The sequence below is a fragment of the Nitrosomonas eutropha genome, from assembly GCF_900116685.1.
Lineage (GTDB): Bacteria > Pseudomonadota > Gammaproteobacteria > Burkholderiales > Nitrosomonadaceae > Nitrosomonas > Nitrosomonas eutropha_A.
This window is the reverse complement of the sequence record NZ_FPBL01000005.1, coordinates 143,485-161,187: the sequence shown is the minus strand read 5'-3', so window position 1 is coordinate 161,187 and position 17,703 is coordinate 143,485. Positions and strand designations below refer to the sequence as shown.

Genomic DNA, 17,703 nt, shown 5'->3' with positions numbered 1-17,703 from the left:
GCTTTTTTTAACAAATCGTTATCAGAGCGCAATTGTCGAACCTCTGCCTCCAAGGCTCGAATACGTTGCTGCTCAAGTGTCAACGGCTTACCGATGCCGCGTTGACCGTTAAGATCCGCCTGATACTGCGCAACCCAACGACGAATCGCTGTTTCCCCCACCCCCATCATTTTGGAGATCTCGCTCACACTAAGGTCGTGATCCTTGATCATGTGAACAACTTCCAATTTAAATTGGGTGTCAAATTTCCTGCGTGCTTTCATTAATATGTCCTCTTAAAGTGGATTTAATCCACCTATCAAGGTGTCTGTTTAAATTAGACCACTACACAGGCTTTGCCTGTGCCGATCCGCAACGACGACGTTCAATGGCTGAGTGACGAGGAAGTCGTTGCCATCCTGGATGAGTTACCGCTTCGCCCCATGCTGGCGGGCAAAGACGGCTTGCGGCTTTCCTTGGCGGGAGCCCAGGACAAACTACCGGTGGTATTCGATGGCGCTCGCATTGGGCTGCCCCTCAATGGCACGCCGAGCTCCCACATCCTGAAACCTGCCATCCGCACCGTTGAAGACAGCGTGATCAACGAAGGATTCTGTATGGCATTGGCTGAGGCCACGCAGCTTGCGCCTGCGAAATCAAAAGTTCACCAAGTGTTGGATCGCTCGTTCCTGCTGGTTAAGCGCTACGACCGACTGATCGATGCCCAGGGGCAGCGGCAACGCCTGCATCAGGAAGATTTCTGCCAGGCGCTGGGTGTGGTGCCAAAAATGAAATACCAGAATGAAGGTGGCCCCGATCTGGCTCAATGCTTTGATCTGGTGCGCCGTGCAACGCGCCCCAGTGCGCCGCAGGTTCTGCGACTGCTCGACTACGTGATCTTCAATGCGCTGATCGGCAATCATGACGCGCACGCCAAAAATTTCTCTCTGCTGTACTTACACAAAGAGGCAGGCAAGGCCCCCGTTCTGGCACCATTCTACGACACGCTCTCGACAGCGGTGTATCCAACACTGACGCCGAAGATGGCGATGAAAATCGGCAGCAAATACAAGTTCAGCGAAATCCAGGTACGGCACTGGGAGCAGTTTGCAGAAAGCACAGGCTTTACCAAAGCCCAGGCCAAACGGCGCATTCTGGAATTGGCAAAGTTACTGCCAGCCACGGCGCACAAGCTCCAGTCTGCCCCTGAACGAGGCTTTGCCGGCAACGCCGTGGTTGAGCAAATCAATACATTGATTAAACAACGCTGCGCCCTGACGATTCAGCGGCTCACCGACCCCGCCACCGAAAATGACACAGTTGCCGAACCTTCTGTCTGAACCACTATACGGACACGGGTTCGATTCCGGATTTTTGGAATTGAATTGACCCCGGAGAGCAGACGAGTTTGATGCCTGTTCCCGCAACCGGCATGACCAGAAAATCTGCTGGCAGGTCTACAATCCGGCAGGCTTTTCGATTGATTCCATTCCCAAATCAAAAATGACACGAAGACGAGCTGCAGACAGTATAAATAATACGGCCAGGCGAAGCCGATAAAGTTAGTTTTGATTTAGAAATGGAATGAGTTCACAATGGTTCGTAGCAGCCCGCAGTGCTTCGATTGCGTACTTTCAATAGTCTTTTGATACGGGTACCATCCCACCGATACCTAAAAACCCAACTCTTATCGGCTGGGGTTTTTCTTGCCCGATTCTATATTGGAAAACGAATGAATATCTTGCAACGGATTCCCCGTTTGTTATTGATCGAGGACAGTCATGCACGCATTGAGCAGTTTCGCCAATGGGTTCCGGAGAACATGGTGCTGGTTACGGCTGCCAGCGCAGGGCGCGCAATCGGTATTCTGCAGCGCAGTGATCCTTTTGATTATGCTGGATCATGATCTGCAACAACAGGTTGTGAACCCAGGTGAACTTTCGCTCAGTGGTACAGATGTCGTCAACACGCTTGTCACCCGTATCAGTTACGAAATTCCGGTGCTGCTGCATTCAATCAGCCCGGTTGGTGTGGCCAGCATGTGTCGCAAGCTGGAAGCTGCCAGTTTCGATGTCACCGTCATCCCGATGACAAACCTGGTGCATGAGCAGTTCAAACTGTGGCTGTCTGATGTACTTGAGTTGTGGGATATTCATGAAGAAATAGAATGGGGAATTAACATAATAAATATTCTCTTCCCCTCTACAGCCTGTGTCTGCCAAGCCTGACCACTTTCTGCGTTTTTGCTGTGCCATTACTTTTATGGATATCACAGCATTGCGTGAATACGATTCGAAAGATGCAGAAAAGACCATCGTCTTGCGTGCATTTTTCAGGATTATCCTGCTATTGCCGAAAGGTGTTCTGGCAGAATCTGGATTTATGACCAGATTCTCAAAGCTGCTGCGTGCACTGTTGAAAACTGTGTTGCGCTTACCGTTTGCGCTTAACTTTTCCATTTTGATGGGCACATTTGTGACGCTGACACTTTTTCGTGACAGCTTAGAAAACCATATAGAGAAGAAAAACAACAAACAAATATGTAAACTTGAATAGATCAAGCCACCATTTTAATTGATTAATAATAAAAATATCTTATTGAATGGCTCGAAAGTCAGTTCGCTCGAGCTAACGAATTTGTAAAAAGTTGTCATAGATTACTATACAACCACAACTACTTGCCTGGCTGACCTGGTGGGCCATGCAGGCTAAGCAAAAACGGCCCTATACGACCTGGCTTGCCGCAGATGCTGGTTCATTTCTTGATATCTATGGAGATGATTCCGAAGATTACGATAATACCAAGAAACAACTTGCCGGTGGTATGGATGTGCAGTTCTTTCAAGAAAAGAATGCCAAGCTAAATAAAGCACTCAGAGATACACTTGGTCTAGCTTCAAAGCCTTATTTGCTAAAGACGGGTGGGAAGCGGCCTGGCACGAAGCGCGGACTTAATATGACACCCGAGCAAATTCATATTATCAAAGCAGGTATGGTCTAATACTGGCGTAGATTTTGACGTTTTGCTGGTAGATAATGCATTTGATGCAGAGCAATTATCGTTTTTCAGCTTTTTCGTAATTGTTCGCGTCATGAGCAGGAGATAACGGGTTTTATCTATATAATCATTTGGGATCAGACAGGCTTTCAGTTTCGCTGTACGACTCAGCAACCCCTGCAATATATGTTATAAAGACTGCTGACCACATTCATTGTGGACTAGACTAATTTGATACAGCGCTCTACACTTCTGTCAAAGCTTATTATTCTGAGTCAACTACATAAAAGGAAGCGGCAATGTCACTGATTAACACCACTATTAAACCGTTCAAGGCAACTGCATACCACAATGGCGATTTTGTTGAGGTATCCGACAAAACATTAAAGGGCAAATGGTCGGTTATCGTTTTCTATCCGGCCGACTTTACTTTTGTATGCCCAACTGAGCTGGAGGATCTGGCAGATAATTATGCTGAGTTCCAGAAAGCAGGCGTTGAGGTCTATACGGTTTCTACCGACACACATTTCACACACAAGGCATGGCACGACAGCTCCAGCGTAGTGCGCAAGGTTCAATATCCCATGATAGGGGATCCAACCAGACAGCTGGCACGCGACTTTGACGTGCTCATTGAAGAAGAAGGATTGGCCTTACGTGGAAGTTTTATTATCAATCCAGAAGGTCAGATTAAAGCATTCGAAGTTCAGGATCTCAGTATTGGTCGTAATGCTGCTGAATTACTGCGCAAGGTCAAGGCTGCACAATACGTTTCTACTCACTCGGGCGAAGTTTGCCCTGCCAGATGGACTGATGGTGCTGCTACGCTGAAGCCATCTATTGATCTGGTTGGCAAGATCTAAAATCTTCTGCACAATTCTGCTTTCAACCGGCTGCAGCGATATTTTTCCTCTAAGAACCTGTTCAAGGTTTCGATCAAGGGATGCAGTGCAAGGCAAAATTGAGCGAGAAAGCGGAGCATACTTAAAGTATGTGAGCATTTTGAGTTCAATTTCAACGCCGTAATGCGCCCTTCAGTGAGATATTGAACAGGTTCTAAGGAGATGTCCCGGTCGGTTTCTCCAGACCAACCATTTACACAATGATGGTAGCTGCTGATTTTTTTCTGATTTTCCACAAGGCTGTGTACCGAAAACTCAATAGGTGGATAAAGACTGTATTGAGTCTGACACTGATCTTGTTCGTTGCTGCCTGCATCAGCCAAAGCAAATTTTTCGATACGTTTGATTACAAAAAAGACTGGGAAGCTATTCAATCCAGTCTGCCTGCCTATCCACAACCGGAAAGCCTGCTGGAATTTGATGCCGGTCCTACGGCAAGATTGCGTTATTTTATTGATGCCAAATCAATCAGTGTCGATGAGAAACGTGTGATCCGCTACAGTATGGTGGCCCAATCCGGACAAGGTGCGAGCAATGTTTCATATGAAGGAATACGCTGCGAAACACGCGAACGAAAACGCTATGCAACTGGCAACAATGAAACCCGCAGCTGGGTGCGTGCCAGTATTTCTGAATGGCAACCACTTGAAATGGTTACCCAGTTACAGGCACAGCGGGAACTGGCCAAATTTTATTTCTGTCCCCGTGGTTTGGTGGTGGGTTCTCCTGAAGAAGCCATCCGTGCGCTCAAAGCCGGTGTACATCCAATGGTGAATCACTAATCATCATCCATCGTTTGTGGTTACTTGATCTGATTATCACTGTCAGATGTTCTCTCTGATATTTTTTGTAGAACAGACAACAACTCTAGCGGTAACGGAAAAACAATCGTAGAACTTTTCTCTCCCGCTATTTCTGTCAGTGTTTGCAGATAGCGCAGTTGTAAAGCTTGAGGCTGCTTCGCCAGAATTTGCGAGGCTTCAAGCAAATGGTGCGATGCCTGCAATTCTCCTTCTGCATGAATGATTTTGGCACGGCGCTCCCGTTCAGCTTCGGCCTGTCTGGCAATTGCCCGAACCATTGTTTCATTGAGATCAACGTGTTTGAGCTCGACATTCGATACCTTGATACCCCATGCTTCAGTCTGCTCATCCAGAATCAACTGGATATCCGTATTGAGCTTGTCGCGGCTGGCCAGCATTTCATCCAGCTCATGTTGTCCCAGCACGGAGCGTAGTGTTGTCTGTGCCAGCTGACTGGTCGCCATATTGTAATCTTCAACTTGAATAATGGCTTTTTCCGGATCAACCACACGAAAATACAGCACAGCATTCACTTTTACCGAAACATTGTCACGCGAAATAACATCCTGAGCGGGTACATCCATCACAATCGTGCGCAGATCAACCCGCACCATAGTTTGTATAACCGGAATGACAACGATGAGACCTGGCCCCTTGACTCGCCAGAAGCGCCCTAACATGAACACGACACCGCGCTCGTATTCTTTCAATACCTTAAGCGCACTGGCCAGAAAAAAGATGGAAAAAATCAGTATTGGTGTAATAATCGATACGATATCCGTGTGCATATCAATCCTCTATTGTGTTGATTGTAAGATTCGGTTGGTAAGGCTCCACTTCAAGCATTAGTCCATGTATGGCTATTACACTGACCTGTTGTCCAGGTTTTAATGGGATGTTGGATCTGGCGCGCCACAATTCGCCATGAATCCGGATCCAGCCTTCCTGATCAAAGCCATCCACTACTTCACCCGTGCTGCGAATAAGTTGTTCACTACCTGTGACAACTGGCTTTTCCCTGGATTTGAGCGCCATGCCGAGCACCACCATAAAAAATCCGGCTGATATCAGTGCAAATGTAACGATCAATGGAATCGAAATACCGTACCCTGGTATTTCCGTATCAATCAACATAATCGATCCGATGACAAAAGCCGCAACGCCACCAATACCCAGCGCGCCTGTACTTGGTATGAGCGCTTCTGCCAGCATAAAAATAATGCCAAGTAAAATCAGCATCAGCCCGGCATAGTTGATCGGCAGTACCTGAAACGCAAACAATGCCAGCAACAGACTGATTGCGCCAACCACGCCGGCAACAATCGTTCCGGGATTTGCAAATTCCAGAATCAGGCCGTAAAAACCGATCAACATCAGGATGTAAGCAATGTTGGGGTCGGCAATCACGGCTAGCAGGCGAGTTCGCCAGTCCTGCTCAAAGTGTTCCAGTGTCAAAGATTGGGTAGATAACGCTACTTTTTGTCCGGCCAAATCGACTACACGTCCATCTATTTTTGTCAGCAGATCACCCAGGTCATCTGCTATCAGATCAATCACATTGTTATCAAGCGCTTCTGCAGATGTCAGACTGACACCTTCCCGTACCGCCTGCTCTGCCCAGTCTGCATTGCGACTGCGCATTCGGGCAAGTCCACGGATATAAGCGGCCGCATCGTTGATGACTTTCGTCGTCATGACATCCTGCGTGCCAGATGAACTGGTTGGGCTGATTCTTCCATTTTCCGGTTTATGCCCGGGTGTCTTTATCTCTTGTGACTGGGCCCCTATCTTTACTGGTGTGGCAGCACCCAGATTGGTTGCGGGTGCCATGGCCGCGATATGGCTGGCGTAAAGAATATAGGTGCCGGCACTGGCTGCACGCGCGCCGCCGGGAGCCACAAAACTTGCTACTGGGATCGGAGAGGCAATAATTTCCTGGATGATCTTGCGCATGGATACATCCAGCCCGCCGGGTGTATCCATTTGAAGAATAACGATCTGTGCCTGCTGTTCGGCCGCTCTGGAGAGTCCACGATGAATGTAGTCGTACATGGCTGGACTGATGGCGTCGTTAATATCCAGCCAGACAGCAATGCCATTAGTTGCACCATTTGCCGTATTGGGAGGTTGTGCAAACAGCAGGCCGGTCCATAGAAAAACAACCAGCAGAAAACTGTATTGTGCCCGGTAAAATCTCGTGGATTTACTGGCACACATGCGTGCACTCCTATTTTGACAGCCAGCGCTGCTGAACAGCATTGCGGTTCAAGGCAAGCCACTGTAATGCAATAATGGCACTGGCAGAATTAATCCGACCGGTATTCAATAGTTTCAACGCATCATGAAAAGACATGACGTGCACCTTAATATCCTCGTCTTCTTCACCATTGCCATGAATACTACCCCCATCAATCGTTTTCATATCAACCTGACCACAGAACAATACAATTCGCTCAGTTGTACCACCGGGGCTGACCAGATAATCATATAGCGGGATTAGGTTACTGATCTGACAATCCGCTTCCTCGATAGATTCTCTTGCAACCACCTGTTCTGGTGTTTCATCAGTTTCGATTATGCCTGCCACAATTTCCAGCAACCAGGGACCACTCGGTGCAGACATGGCACCTGCACGAAACTGTTCAATCAGTAAAATTTCATCGGTATGCGGATCGTAAGGTAATACTGCTGCTGCATGTCCCCGCTCAAACAATTCACGCGTGATTGGGCGTCCCCATTCTCCGTTGAATTTACGGTGGCACAAGCGGTATCGCTCCAGACGGAAAAACCCCTGAAAGCAGATGGTTTTTTCCAGTATTTCGAAATCCATTTTATGGATGTTTAAGTAGTGTATTACCAGCAATCAGTGACCACTGATTTTTACCGATTGCTGGCAGAGATAGCATTAAGATTTAATTCAGGTGCTTAACGGACGTGTTCTGGCTATCAAGTCCTGACACAGCGGATAATTCGCCATAACAGCTGACAAACCGATCTGGCCAGAGCACGTCCATATGGTTAATGCTTCAGATCAGATGCCTGCTGAATACCGGACAGCAGCCAGGCGGAATCAGAGGCAACCAGATCTTTTTCAACGTGCCAGATCTCGTCGAAAGTCTCCAACTGTGCTCCGGGAGCTTCCCGCAGCTCACCGGTAAACCGGACGCTGGCAACCGCATGATTATCCTGAGTAGTTATATCCAGCAAAGCTGCGTTAACATGGGTCACATCAGTCTGCTGGGTAGCATTACCGCGCTCAGTAATCTGTTTACTGATTTCTGCAAACAATTCAGGCGTTGTAAATGCGCGAATCTCTTCCAGATCACCGGAGTCATGCGCTAATTGCAACGTAATGAATGAACCTTTGGCATTTTTAAGAAAGGAATCCACATCGAAACCAGCAGGAATATCGAGAGCATCCGCATTGGCAGACTGACCACTGCCCCCGGAAGCTGCTCCTCCCGAAGGGGTTGCCGCGTCCTGACGAGGAAATGGCATTCCTCCCATACCATGCCCGGCTCCCGCACCAGAATATTGCATAGGTCGCGCGGCTTGTCCGCCTCCGGAAGATCTACGCATCATACGTATCCCGAAGAATATGGCAGCAGCTATGCCTGCCAGTATTAGAATATCCATCATATTGATTCCATCAAAAGCTCCCCCCATAAGCAGTGAGGCCAGCAATCCACCAGCAGCTAATCCGGCCAGTGGCCCCAGCCATTTACTAGCTCCTGTTGCTGCAGCGGGGGTTGCAGATTGCCCGGGACGTTGGGCTTGCTGGGGAGCAGTCTGTTGCTGCTGTCGGTTAAGGTTGAGTGATTGGCGCTGTTTCCCAAGGCTGCTGCCACCGCCCATACGCCGGGCTTCGGCATCCAACGCCGTCAAGCTAAAAGCAAGCAATGCCAAAGCCAGAAATGTTAATATTCTCATTATGCTTATCTCCATGAATCAAAAATATAATTTAGGGGCTGAGTATAGCATCATCCCCAATTGCTCTGGACTACCCGCTAGATGGAAAAGTTCATGATTACAAGCATGACAGGTTATGCGGCAATTTCAGCAGAAATCCCGCAGGGATCGCTGGCTTTGGAACTGCGTTCAGTCAACAATCGCTATCTTGATCTGCAATTCAAGCTCCCCGACGAGTTTCGTGTACTGGAATCTGAAATGCGAGATTTTCTGGGTACGGGCATAATGCGGGGAAAAGTGGATTGTCGCCTTACTTTTTCTATCTATTCAGGCACCTCCCGTCAACAACGACTCAATCATGGTCTATTGAATGATCTGCTGGAAATGAGTCGTGACATCAAGGCAATCTTTCCTGCAGCGCATGATCTTTCTGTTGCCGAAATTTTGCGCTGGCCTGGGGTATTCGATAGTGATCGGATTTTAGTCGATGAATTGCGCACCCCTTGCATGACACTGCTGCAGACTGCTTTACAAGAGCTGATTTTGGCTCGCAGACGTGAAGGAGAAAAACTGCAAAACCTGTTGCTGGAGCGTGTACAACAATTACGTCAACTGGTACAAGATCTGTTACCCAGTCTGCCCACCATTCTGGCTGGTTTTCAGGAAAGACTACTAAATTGCCTAAAGACAGCCGGTCTTGATGAAAATGATGAGCGTATCCGCCAGGAGTTCACCTTATTTGCCAATAAAATTGATGTGGATGAAGAATTATCGCGCCTGCAGGGACACCTAAATGAATTTGAACATATCGTGCTGACTGGTGGCGTTGTCGGAAAACGGCTTGATTTTCTGACCCAGGAACTCAACCGGGAAGCCAATACATTGGCATCCAAGTCAGTTGCCAGAGAAATTACACGTATATCAGTAGAAATGAAAGTTCTGATCGAACAACTGCGCGAGCAGATTCAGAATATAGAATGATTCAGAAAGCGCACCTGCTACACAGATTTTTCTATTTTGGGAAATGCTGAAAAGTGACGCAGAACAGCCAGAACAGATAGCTTATCTGTAATTTATCAGTGATCTGAATGTGCCGATCAAGGTGAGCAACCAGATCAACAGCGCAAACCAGCACCAGTAAAAGGAAATAGATTCAAGAAAGTAATAACCACTTACTTTCGCCAGGGAGAAGGTGCATGCGGTATACATTCCTGCCGGAAATACTCTGCTCCATGCCTCGATATCATAAGTACGATACTTTCCTTTGCATGCCAATCTTGCCCAAGGAAAGATTTTTATCCAGGCCGCTGTTGAATCCAATCCTCCAGTAAATTTCCGTATATCCATGACCAGCAAATAAGGTATCCATAAAGTACCAAGTGCCCACGCGAGGAGACTCATCTCCAACGTCACCTGCCCCAGGTCGTCACAGAGAGAGCGGGATAGGTGAGTCAAGTACTCTGAACCGGCAAGGGTGATAATGGCAGGCGCTCCCATGCAAATCCAGTAAGATGGTTGCCAGTTCTCCGGGATAAAGTAGTTAAAGAACAGCCGGCGGATGATCAAATAAATTACAAACAAATATAGAACGCAACCCAATATCCATATCCCCCAGAGCATCAGGAAATTCCACGTATTCTCATTCGTTACATCGAGCAGATAACTCCCCAGTAGAACGATCGATACGGTACTTACAGTCAGAAGAAGTGTTCCTCCACAGATAGAATTGACAACACTTTCTCGTGGCAGACTTAAGATATTAAAAATAATAAAGCTGATCAATACAAGCCAGGCAAAGAACGCACTACACCAAAGTACGTTCGCCAGACCATCTGCCTGAGTGAACAAGATCAGCTGCACTCCGACCGTATTGGTTCCTGCCACGAAAGCCAGAAACAGCCAGCTTCGAGACAAAATACGAAGTTCTGCTAGCAGATCACGCGGGAAAAATACAATCCGTGCGATAAACAACAAGCAAAATATGGAATAAAGCGATAAGTTCAGAACAAACAAAGACTTTGCTATGACCGTGAAATCAAGCACATCAAAGGCAATGGATACAATACCGGTAGCCATCACCATTACAAACCAGGATGGGTGAAAATCTCTGATGCTGTTGCAGAATAAAGCGGGATAAAACAGCATGCGTATTATGAATTCAGTTCGTTTGTACTAATTTGTTATGCCATCAGTAAATTCTGACAGTCATCCTGCACAGAAAGATGTGGTTACAAAAATATCGAGCAATATCAAGGATTTGCTATCAGGACACAGACACCGATAGGGTCTTATACCTACCTCGATTTTCATACCCCTTTATAACAAATACTCACCTAGATGCGACTGCAACTGGGTATCGCTCAAATTCAAGAATGTTTTGAACGTATCGAGTGTTTCCTGCGTACAATCAATCTCCAGATAGTCGCCGGAAGCAGGAGAGCGACCAGTAACCAGATTTCTTCAGCGTCAAAATGAGCGAGCAGATAGACAAAACCTTGGCCAAGTCCATAGCCAATACTGGCGATCGTAATTGCCCAGATAATTGCTCCCACCAGGTTCAGAACCAGAAACCGAGACCAGTAAATACCACTCATGCCCATCGCCATGGGCCCAGCAACACGTAATCCGTACATAAAACGAACAGCAAGGATAAACAGCACGTTATGACGCTCCAGTAACGCACTTACATGTGCGGCGCGCGGCTGCAAGGAAGGGAATTTCGCCAGTAATCTATTGCCGTATCTGCGTCCCACACAAAAAGAGATTTGATCGCCCAGGAAACCCGATAAAGCTGCTATCAAAATGACAGCAGGCATCCAGAGATAACCATGAAAGGCTGCCGCGCCGGCGGTTAACAACACACTTTCACCTTCAAGAAAAGTTCCCACGGCAACAGCCAGGTAACCGTACGATTGGATCAAGCCAGGAATATCCATATTCAAACATTTCCTTATTCGGGGAATAATCTCTATTCTTTGAATTATTTAGATAGACTCTGTGTCAAAGTGATCAATGTACGAAGTGTAACGGGCAGGTTTTCTAAGTGAATCACGGTACTCACTGCCTCGCCTACTCATTTGATATATCTTGTTACCACGTAACGTGCACCTTACTCTTTACCCATAGCCATTATAGAAGATAGATAAAAGACTATAAGCCAGTAGCCAAATTCCATATGAGCTATAGATAGTTCGATACGGTTTCGCTTTTAACATAAAACCATTCGACAAAATAACTTTATCAATCAACTCCAACCAACCAATCAACCTTGACCTTCACCTGAAAGGAGAACTGACAATGAATATCGCAGAAAATCAACTAACCACTATTTTTTCCCATAGTTGGTGGATATTATTACTGCGTGGCATCATCGCTATCCTATTTGGCATCTTGCTTTGGCTTCAACCCGAGATTTCACTGGTAGCAATGTTATTGCTCTTTGGGATCTTTACTCTGATGGACGGTATCCTTGGCATCTGGACTGCAGTCATCGGGCGTAAGATGCACGAGCATTGGTGGGTATTGCTCCTTTGGGGATTTATTGGTGTTGGTGTAGGAGTTCTGACATTTGTGATTCCTGGTATCACTGCATTAGCGCTACTGTTTTATATTGCAATCTGGGCAATTGCCACTGGTACTCTTCAGATCGTAGCTGCGATTCGCTTGCGCAAAGAAATGGCGGGCGAATGGTTGCTCATTCTGGGTGGCCTTGCATCACTTGTCTTTGGCATTCTCCTCATGGCGCAACCAGCAGCCGGTGCTCTTGCCTTACTTTGGCTGATTGGTGCTTATGCCATTATTTTTGGCATCCTGCTTGTGAGTCTGGCGTTCAAGACCCGCACTTTTGGTAAACAGTCCACGCACAACACGTAAACAATATTTACGACGCGGCCAACAGCGGCTCATGCCGAAAATGTACGCAACCAGGAATAGGCGTGCTCAGGATGATATTTGCAAAATCCAACCCGATTTACCCATTCATCACGCAATAAATCAATAATAGCATTCGTACTTGATTGATCAGAATTCTGATCAATCAAGTGTATTTATAGTCAATTTTCCAAATGCATCCGTACTGGTCGCCAGCTGTGGCCTGCAGTAAGCAACTGGTTCTGTGATGTAGGCCCTTCCGAACCGGAAGTATATTCTTCGGGATTGCCTGTACACCACGCATGCAACACCGGATCAAGCAAACGCCATGACCATTCAACCTCATCAAAACGCAGGAAGTGCGAACAATTACCATTGATTGTGTCCATCAGCAACTGTTCATACGCTGAAAATTCTTTGGCGCCTTCTTGTGCATAGGGTGCGGTAAGCACTACCGTATGCGTGGCAAATTCCATGCCGGGCTTTTTGGCCGTTGCTACCAGGTTGAGACTTTCCTGTGGTTGCAGGCGGAATATCATCCAGTTGTTCGGCGCAACGCTACCATCAGGCAGTGCATCTGGCACTTGCCTGAACTGTATCGCGATCTCTGAGTAACCACTGGCCATGCGTTTGCCGCTGCGCAGATAGAAGGGAACCCCTTGCCAGCGCCAGTTGTTAATTTCAAAACGCAGTGCCGCAAAAGTTTCGGTGGTTGAGTTAACAGGGATACCAGGTTCCTGGCGATAAGCAGGTACATTTTTACTGTCAACGCTGCCAGCAGTATATTGACCGCGCGCAGCCCGGCTACGCACTGTGTGTTCATTGAACGGCACTACTGCACGCAATACTTCAACCTTGTGATCACGCAGCACTTCAGCATCCCAGCTCGATGGTGGCTCCATGGCGGTGAGGCAGAATAATTGCATCAGGTGATTTTGCAGCATGTCGCGCAGTGCCCCTGCGTGGTCGTAATAGGCGGCACGGTGTTCTACGCCCAAAGTTTCCGGGCAACTGATCTGTACTTGCGCGATATGCGCACTGTTCCAGAGCGGTTCGAGAAAACGGTTGGCAAAGCGGAATACCATCAGATTCTGCGTAGTTTCCTTGCCCAGGAAATGGTCAATACGCAACACATTCTCCTCGGTCCATTGACTGTGAATCTGTTTACGCAACATTTCAGCGCTGGCGAGATCGGTACCAAAAGGTTTTTCGACTACTAAGCGCCGCCAGCCTTCGGAAGTTTGTGCAAGTCCTGCTTCACCTAGCGCTACAGCTGCAGCACCGAACAAGGGTGGAGGCAACGCCAGGTAAAAAAGTATTGATCCTTTTACGCGACGTCCAATTTCTTTCATCTGCCCGGCTTCAAGACCACCAGTAATGTAATCCAAACTCGCGCAAAATTCTGTTTGACACTTATCCTCAACCTTGTAATCCGATACAAATGTACGTAATGCCTCTTGAATATGATCGCGAAAATGCTCCTTGCTCCAGTCCTCAATGGCATAGCCCGTAATCTTAAGACCACGCGTATATCCCGACTGGTACAGGCGATACAATGCCGGCATGAGCAAACGTTGCGTCAGATCTCCGGTTGCACCAAGAATCACAAGGTTTGTATTAGCCATGACACTTCCTTTTACTTGTTATCCGGAGTAACCTTTTCATCATGCCCTCCAAATCCATGGCGCATCGCAGACATTACCTTATCGGCAAACTCATCATGCCCGCGTGATGCAAAGCGACCAAAAAGTGCTGCGGCAAGCACTGGAACCGGGACGCCTTCTTCAACTGCCGCGAGCGTCGTCCAGCGGCCTTCACCAGAATCAGATACACGTCCGGTATAACGTGAAAGTGTCATATCCTCATTCATTTCAATGGCTGTCAAATCCAGCAACCAGGAACCGATCACACTGCCACGGCGCCACAATTCCACCACGTCATTGAGCGGGAAATTGTACTGATAGCGTTCGGGATGTTCGAGTGGCGCAGTTTCAGCATTTATTTCCTGCTGGACATTTCCAGCGTTTGCCTGATGCAGGATATTCAACCCCTCAGCATAGGCTGCCATTAATCCATATTCTATGCCGTTGTGTACCATCTTGACGAAATGTCCGGCGCCATTCGGTCCGCAATGCAAATAGCCATGTTCGGCAGGTGTTGGTTTACCGTTGCGGCCCGGCGAGCGTGTCGCAGCTTCCACACCAGGCGCCAATGCGCGAAATACAGGCTCAAGCCGTTGATAGGCCGCATCAGGGCCACCGATCATCTGGCAATAGCCGCGTTCTCGCCCCCACACACCGCCGCTGACACCTACATCCAGGTAATGAATTTGTCTGGTTGCGAGTGATGCAGCACGGCGTAGATCTGCCACATAGTGCGAATTTCCTCCATCAATCACGACATCCCCGGCATTGAGCATGGGTGTCAACGCTTCGAGCACTTTGTCTACTACTGCGGTGGGCAGCATGAGCCATACTGCACGAGGCAAGGCAAGCTTATCAACCAGATCATCGAGCGAGATCGCTGCTTCTGCTCCCGATTTTGTAGCGGCAATACGTGCTTCAGGGTTGGTATCAAATACCACGCAACCTATACCGGTTTTCTGCAACCGCTCCACCATATTGAGGCCCATGCGCCCCAAGCCGATAAAACCGAGTTGTATCGTGTGATCAGCATTTGTCGAATCATTCATACTTCATCCTCCCACAGGCGAAAACCACCAGTGAATGCATTAGCGTTTTTCCCACGGCGAACACCGGCTGGTAATCTTTTCAAAAGTCGTGCGTTACCACCACCCAGTACGATGTAATCAGGTTCAAGCGCAATGTGCAGCATTTCAACTTCTGCGTACACTTCAGCTCGCCATTTACGTTTTCCCAAGCGTTGGAGTGCATGTTTACCGACGTAATATTCATAGGTATGTTGTTTGTATGGAAGGTGTGCAAGCTCCATTGGCTCAATCCGCCCGTCCACAATAACAGTGGAACCAAGACCGGTGCCAAGGCCAAGGAACAGCATGTATCCACCTTCGTAACTGCCAAGTGCCTGCATGGCAGCGTCATTCGTGATCTTGACTGGGCAGCTAAATGCCTTGGCAAAATCGAACCCTACCCAACCAGCGCCAAGATTGGCTGGTTCGTTCGCAATACGTCCGTGTACAACCAATGCTGGAAAACCGACACTTACTGCATCGTAATGCCATCCGTGTAAACATTTATCCAGTTGCGTGAGCATAAGTTCTGGTGTCATGTCCGAACCAGATGGGATTTTAATTTTCAATTTCTCGCCGCTTATTCTCGCCTTGACGTTACTACCGCCCACATCCAGCACTAGTACACAGCGTTTTTTCTGTTTTTCCTGGATATTATCCTGCCCACGCATGCGGCAATACCAGCGAATTGAAGCATTAGTTGAAGCATCGTGTGTCAGCGTTTCATCCGGTGCTTCTATTTCCTCTGCAATGCGCGCTGCAAGCTGTTTGCCCAATTCCACCCCCCATTGATCAAAGGGGTTGATATTCCATATTGCGGCCTGTGTAAATACACTGTGCTCATAAAGCGCTACCAGTGCTCCCAGTGATGTTGGTGTAAGTTGTTTGGCAAACAATAGACTCGACGGCTGGTTACCTTTCATGACCTTATGAGGTGCCAGTTCAGCCGATATCCCTTCCTTTTGCACTTCTGCAAGCGTCTTGCCCATGGCAAGCGCTTCGGCTTGCGCAATTGCATTGGCGAATAGCAGATCCTGGTGCCGTCCAATCGGATTGAGCGCTTCGGCAAAGGCAATGAAATCACAAGGAATCAAATGTGTGCCCTGATGAATCAGCTGATAAAACGAATGCTGTCCATTAGTACCTGGTTCACCCCAGAACACAGAGCCGGTATGGTAATCCACATTTTTTCCGTCAAGTGTCACATGCTTGCCGTTGGATTCCATGGTGAGCTGCCGCAGATATGCAGAAAACCACTTGAGAGAATGTGCATAGGGTAATACTGCGACGGTACCTGCATCAAAGAAGTCTGCGTACCACACGTTTAGTAGTCCCATGATGACAGGCAGATTCTGTTCAAGTGGCGCACTGTGGAAATGTTCGTCCATGGCGTGAAAACCGACAAGCATTTCACGGAAAGCCTCCGACCCGATAGCAATCATAATGGACAAACCAATAGCAGAATCCATGGAATAACGCCCGCCTACCCATTCCGGGAAACCAAACATCTGTTTGGAGGGGATACCAAAATCATTGACAGCTTTCTCATTGGTCGAGAGTGCTACAAAGTGGGGTGTGATGGCTTTCCTGTCACGTCCTGCAGCGGCTTGCAGCCAATTACGCGCAGTGTGCGCGTTAGTCATAGTTTCGAGTGTGGTAAACGTTTTGGAAGCTATAATGAACAAGGTTTCATCCGGCCTCAATCCGCGTACTGCCTCTACAAAATCCGTTCCATCCACATTGGAAACAAAGCGCAATCTCAACTTGCGTTCGACATAATGTCGCAGCGCTTCGCAGGCCATTACCGGGCCCAGATCCGACCCGCCAATACCAATGTTAACGATGTTACGGATTGGGCGGCCACTGTAGCCTTTCCATTCTCCCGCGCGGATCAACTCGGCGCATTCAGCCATGCGCTTGAGCATTGCCTGTACTTCAGGTATTACATTCACGCCTGCCACATTTATTACTGAATCAGCAGGGGCACGTAGCGCGATGTGCAGGGCGGCGCGCTGCTCGGTGGTGTTGACTTCTTCGCCCGAGAACATGGCGTCACGCCGCGATTCCAGGCCACACTCACGTGCCAGCTCAAATAACAATTTCAGGGTTTTGTCGTTGATACGATGCTTGGAATAATCCAGACGCCAGCCTGCTGCTTCTACGGTGTAACGTTCAGCACGTTTCTTATTTCGTGCAAACAGCCCGCGCAAATGTATCTTTTGGAAAGACAGATAGTGTGAATGCAGTGCCTTCCATACTCCGGCTTCACGTAATGTATTCACATGACTTACTCCATGAAGTTATGGTTTCGCCTCATTACAACATACATTCTGTTAAGAATTTGTTCAATATCTCGCTGAAGGGCGCATTATGTATTACGGCGTTGAAATTGAACTCAAAATGCTCACATACTTCAAGTATGCTCTGCTTTCTCGTTCAATTTTGCCTTGCACTGTATCCCTTGATCGAGATCTTGAGCAGGTTCTTGGAGAAATTACGCGATCAAAATAATCTCAGCGGATCGATTGCCAC

At 47.8% G+C, this 17,703-nt stretch carries 19 protein-coding genes; 9 read left to right on the top strand and 10 right to left on the bottom strand.

From position 1 onward, the window contains the following. The coding region (locus BM331_RS07375; RefSeq protein WP_143100938.1) for a transposase at window positions 1-263 on the bottom strand (263 nt) is incomplete at its 3' end. Between the two features lie 78 nt (window positions 264-341). Here BM331_RS07375 and BM331_RS07370 point away from each other — a divergent pair. The 7 genes from BM331_RS07370 (at window position 342) to BM331_RS07345 (ending at window position 4,661) form a co-directional block, all read left to right on the top strand. Continuing rightward, entirely contained in the window at window positions 342-1,319 is a 978-nt protein-coding gene (locus tag BM331_RS07370; protein ID WP_256214850.1) for a type II toxin-antitoxin system HipA family toxin, read from the top strand. A gap of 392 nt (window positions 1,320-1,711) precedes the next feature. Then, entirely contained in the window at window positions 1,712-1,885 is a 174-nt protein-coding gene (locus BM331_RS11860) for a hypothetical protein (protein WP_177217845.1), read from the top strand. Continuing rightward, window positions 1,857-2,207: a cyclic-phosphate processing receiver domain-containing protein gene (locus BM331_RS07365; protein WP_371265346.1), complete on the top strand. Its 351-nt coding sequence runs from the start codon at window positions 1,857-1,859 to the stop codon at window positions 2,205-2,207. Before BM331_RS11860 ends, BM331_RS07365 begins: the two co-directional genes overlap by 29 nt. Window positions 2,208-2,241: 34 nt before the next feature. Beyond that, on the top strand, window positions 2,242-2,535 hold the full coding sequence (locus BM331_RS07360) for a hypothetical protein (protein ID WP_074928470.1): 294 nt from the start codon (window positions 2,242-2,244) through the stop codon (window positions 2,533-2,535). Window positions 2,536-2,680: 145 nt separating this feature from the next. Further along, on the top strand, window positions 2,681-2,980 hold the full coding sequence (locus BM331_RS07355) for a hypothetical protein (protein WP_074928468.1): 300 nt from the start codon (window positions 2,681-2,683) through the stop codon (window positions 2,978-2,980). Between the two features lie 296 nt (window positions 2,981-3,276). Further along, the gene (ahpC, locus tag BM331_RS07350; protein ID WP_074928466.1) at window positions 3,277-3,840 is read left to right on the top strand and encodes an alkyl hydroperoxide reductase subunit C; all 564 of its coding nucleotides are present in this window, start codon (window positions 3,277-3,279) and stop codon (window positions 3,838-3,840) included. 317 nt (window positions 3,841-4,157) lie between these two features. Then, a complete protein-coding gene (locus tag BM331_RS07345; RefSeq protein ID WP_256214847.1) occupies window positions 4,158-4,661 on the top strand; it encodes a CNP1-like family protein in 504 nt (167 codons plus the stop codon). Window positions 4,662-4,681: 20 nt separating this feature from the next. Here the strand turns inward: BM331_RS07345 and BM331_RS07340 are convergent, their stop codons facing one another. From BM331_RS07340 to BM331_RS07325, 4 genes are all read right to left on the bottom strand, one after another. Continuing rightward, complete coding sequence (locus tag BM331_RS07340; RefSeq protein ID WP_074928464.1) at window positions 4,682-5,470, bottom strand: slipin family protein; 789 nt, start codon at window positions 5,468-5,470, stop codon at window positions 4,682-4,684. Window position 5,471: 1 nt separating this feature from the next. Beyond that, the gene (locus BM331_RS07335; protein WP_074928462.1) at window positions 5,472-6,899 is read right to left on the bottom strand and encodes an NfeD family protein; all 1,428 of its coding nucleotides are present in this window, start codon (window positions 6,897-6,899) and stop codon (window positions 5,472-5,474) included. 10 nt (window positions 6,900-6,909) lie between these two features. After that, complete coding sequence (locus BM331_RS07330) at window positions 6,910-7,512, bottom strand: NUDIX domain-containing protein (RefSeq protein ID WP_074928460.1); 603 nt, start codon at window positions 7,510-7,512, stop codon at window positions 6,910-6,912. A gap of 188 nt (window positions 7,513-7,700) precedes the next feature. Continuing rightward, complete coding sequence (locus tag BM331_RS07325) at window positions 7,701-8,612, bottom strand: Tim44 domain-containing protein (protein ID WP_074928458.1); 912 nt, start codon at window positions 8,610-8,612, stop codon at window positions 7,701-7,703. Between the two features lie 93 nt (window positions 8,613-8,705). On the opposite strand from BM331_RS07325, the gene BM331_RS07320 reads away from it, so the two are divergent. Further along, window positions 8,706-9,572, top strand: coding sequence for a YicC/YloC family endoribonuclease (locus tag BM331_RS07320; protein ID WP_074928457.1), 867 nt, complete (start codon window positions 8,706-8,708; stop codon window positions 9,570-9,572). Window positions 9,573-9,653: 81 nt separating this feature from the next. Here BM331_RS07320 and BM331_RS07315 read toward each other — a convergent pair whose 3' ends face one another. Beyond that, on the bottom strand, window positions 9,654-10,736 hold the full coding sequence (locus tag BM331_RS07315; RefSeq protein WP_074928455.1) for a tellurite resistance/C4-dicarboxylate transporter family protein: 1,083 nt from the start codon (window positions 10,734-10,736) through the stop codon (window positions 9,654-9,656). A 221-nt stretch (window positions 10,737-10,957) separates the two neighbouring features. Further along, window positions 10,958-11,527, bottom strand: coding sequence for a DedA family protein (locus tag BM331_RS07310; RefSeq protein WP_074928453.1), 570 nt, complete (start codon window positions 11,525-11,527; stop codon window positions 10,958-10,960). A 361-nt stretch (window positions 11,528-11,888) separates the two neighbouring features. Here BM331_RS07310 and BM331_RS07305 point away from each other — a divergent pair, with 361 nt between their 5' ends. Then, window positions 11,889-12,464, top strand: a complete 576-nt coding sequence (locus BM331_RS07305) for an HdeD family acid-resistance protein (protein ID WP_074928451.1) — start codon at window positions 11,889-11,891, stop codon at window positions 12,462-12,464. A gap of 179 nt (window positions 12,465-12,643) precedes the next feature. Here BM331_RS07305 and zwf read toward each other — a convergent pair whose 3' ends face one another. From zwf to pgi, 3 genes are read right to left on the bottom strand one after another with little or no spacing between them, the layout of a single operon-like run. Beyond that, window positions 12,644-14,086 carry a glucose-6-phosphate dehydrogenase gene (gene zwf, locus BM331_RS07300; protein WP_074928449.1) on the bottom strand — a complete coding sequence of 481 codons (1,443 nt, stop codon included), beginning with the start codon at window positions 14,084-14,086 and terminating at the stop codon, window positions 12,644-12,646. A gap of 11 nt (window positions 14,087-14,097) precedes the next feature. Continuing rightward, window positions 14,098-15,153, bottom strand: coding sequence for a phosphogluconate dehydrogenase (NAD(+)-dependent, decarboxylating) (gene gnd, locus BM331_RS07295; RefSeq protein ID WP_074928448.1), 1,056 nt, complete (start codon window positions 15,151-15,153; stop codon window positions 14,098-14,100). Beyond that, window positions 15,150-17,453, bottom strand: coding sequence for a glucose-6-phosphate isomerase (pgi, locus tag BM331_RS07290; protein WP_074928447.1), 2,304 nt, complete (start codon window positions 17,451-17,453; stop codon window positions 15,150-15,152). Before pgi ends, gnd begins: the two co-directional genes overlap by 4 nt. Window positions 17,454-17,703: the final 250 nt, after the last annotated feature.

What these genes read in the sequence shown, in the direction of transcription:
- BM331_RS07330 (WP_074928460.1), bottom strand. Translation starts at nt 7,512, where the DNA reads ATGGATTTCGAAATACTGGAAAAAACCATCTGCTTTCAGGGGTTTTTC.
- zwf (WP_074928449.1), bottom strand. Translation starts at nt 14,086, where the DNA reads ATGGCTAATACAAACCTTGTGATTCTTGGTGCAACCGGAGATCTGACG.
- gnd (WP_074928448.1), bottom strand. Translation starts at nt 15,153, where the DNA reads ATGAATGATTCGACAAATGCTGATCACACGATACAACTCGGTTTTATC.
- BM331_RS11860 (WP_177217845.1), top strand. Translation starts at nt 1,712, where the DNA reads ATGAATATCTTGCAACGGATTCCCCGTTTGTTATTGATCGAGGACAGT.
- ahpC (WP_074928466.1), top strand. Translation starts at nt 3,277, where the DNA reads ATGTCACTGATTAACACCACTATTAAACCGTTCAAGGCAACTGCATAC.
- BM331_RS07310 (WP_074928453.1), bottom strand. Translation starts at nt 11,527, where the DNA reads ATGGATATTCCTGGCTTGATCCAATCGTACGGTTACCTGGCTGTTGCC.
- BM331_RS07355 (WP_074928468.1), top strand. Translation starts at nt 2,681, where the DNA reads ATGCAGGCTAAGCAAAAACGGCCCTATACGACCTGGCTTGCCGCAGAT.
- BM331_RS07320 (WP_074928457.1), top strand. Translation starts at nt 8,706, where the DNA reads ATGATTACAAGCATGACAGGTTATGCGGCAATTTCAGCAGAAATCCCG.
- BM331_RS07315 (WP_074928455.1), bottom strand. Translation starts at nt 10,736, where the DNA reads ATGCTGTTTTATCCCGCTTTATTCTGCAACAGCATCAGAGATTTTCAC.
- BM331_RS07335 (WP_074928462.1), bottom strand. Translation starts at nt 6,899, where the DNA reads ATGTGTGCCAGTAAATCCACGAGATTTTACCGGGCACAATACAGTTTT.
- BM331_RS07340 (WP_074928464.1), bottom strand. Translation starts at nt 5,470, where the DNA reads ATGCACACGGATATCGTATCGATTATTACACCAATACTGATTTTTTCC.
- BM331_RS07305 (WP_074928451.1), top strand. Translation starts at nt 11,889, where the DNA reads ATGAATATCGCAGAAAATCAACTAACCACTATTTTTTCCCATAGTTGG.
- BM331_RS07360 (WP_074928470.1), top strand. Translation starts at nt 2,242, where the DNA reads ATGGATATCACAGCATTGCGTGAATACGATTCGAAAGATGCAGAAAAG.
- BM331_RS07325 (WP_074928458.1), bottom strand. Translation starts at nt 8,612, where the DNA reads ATGAGAATATTAACATTTCTGGCTTTGGCATTGCTTGCTTTTAGCTTG.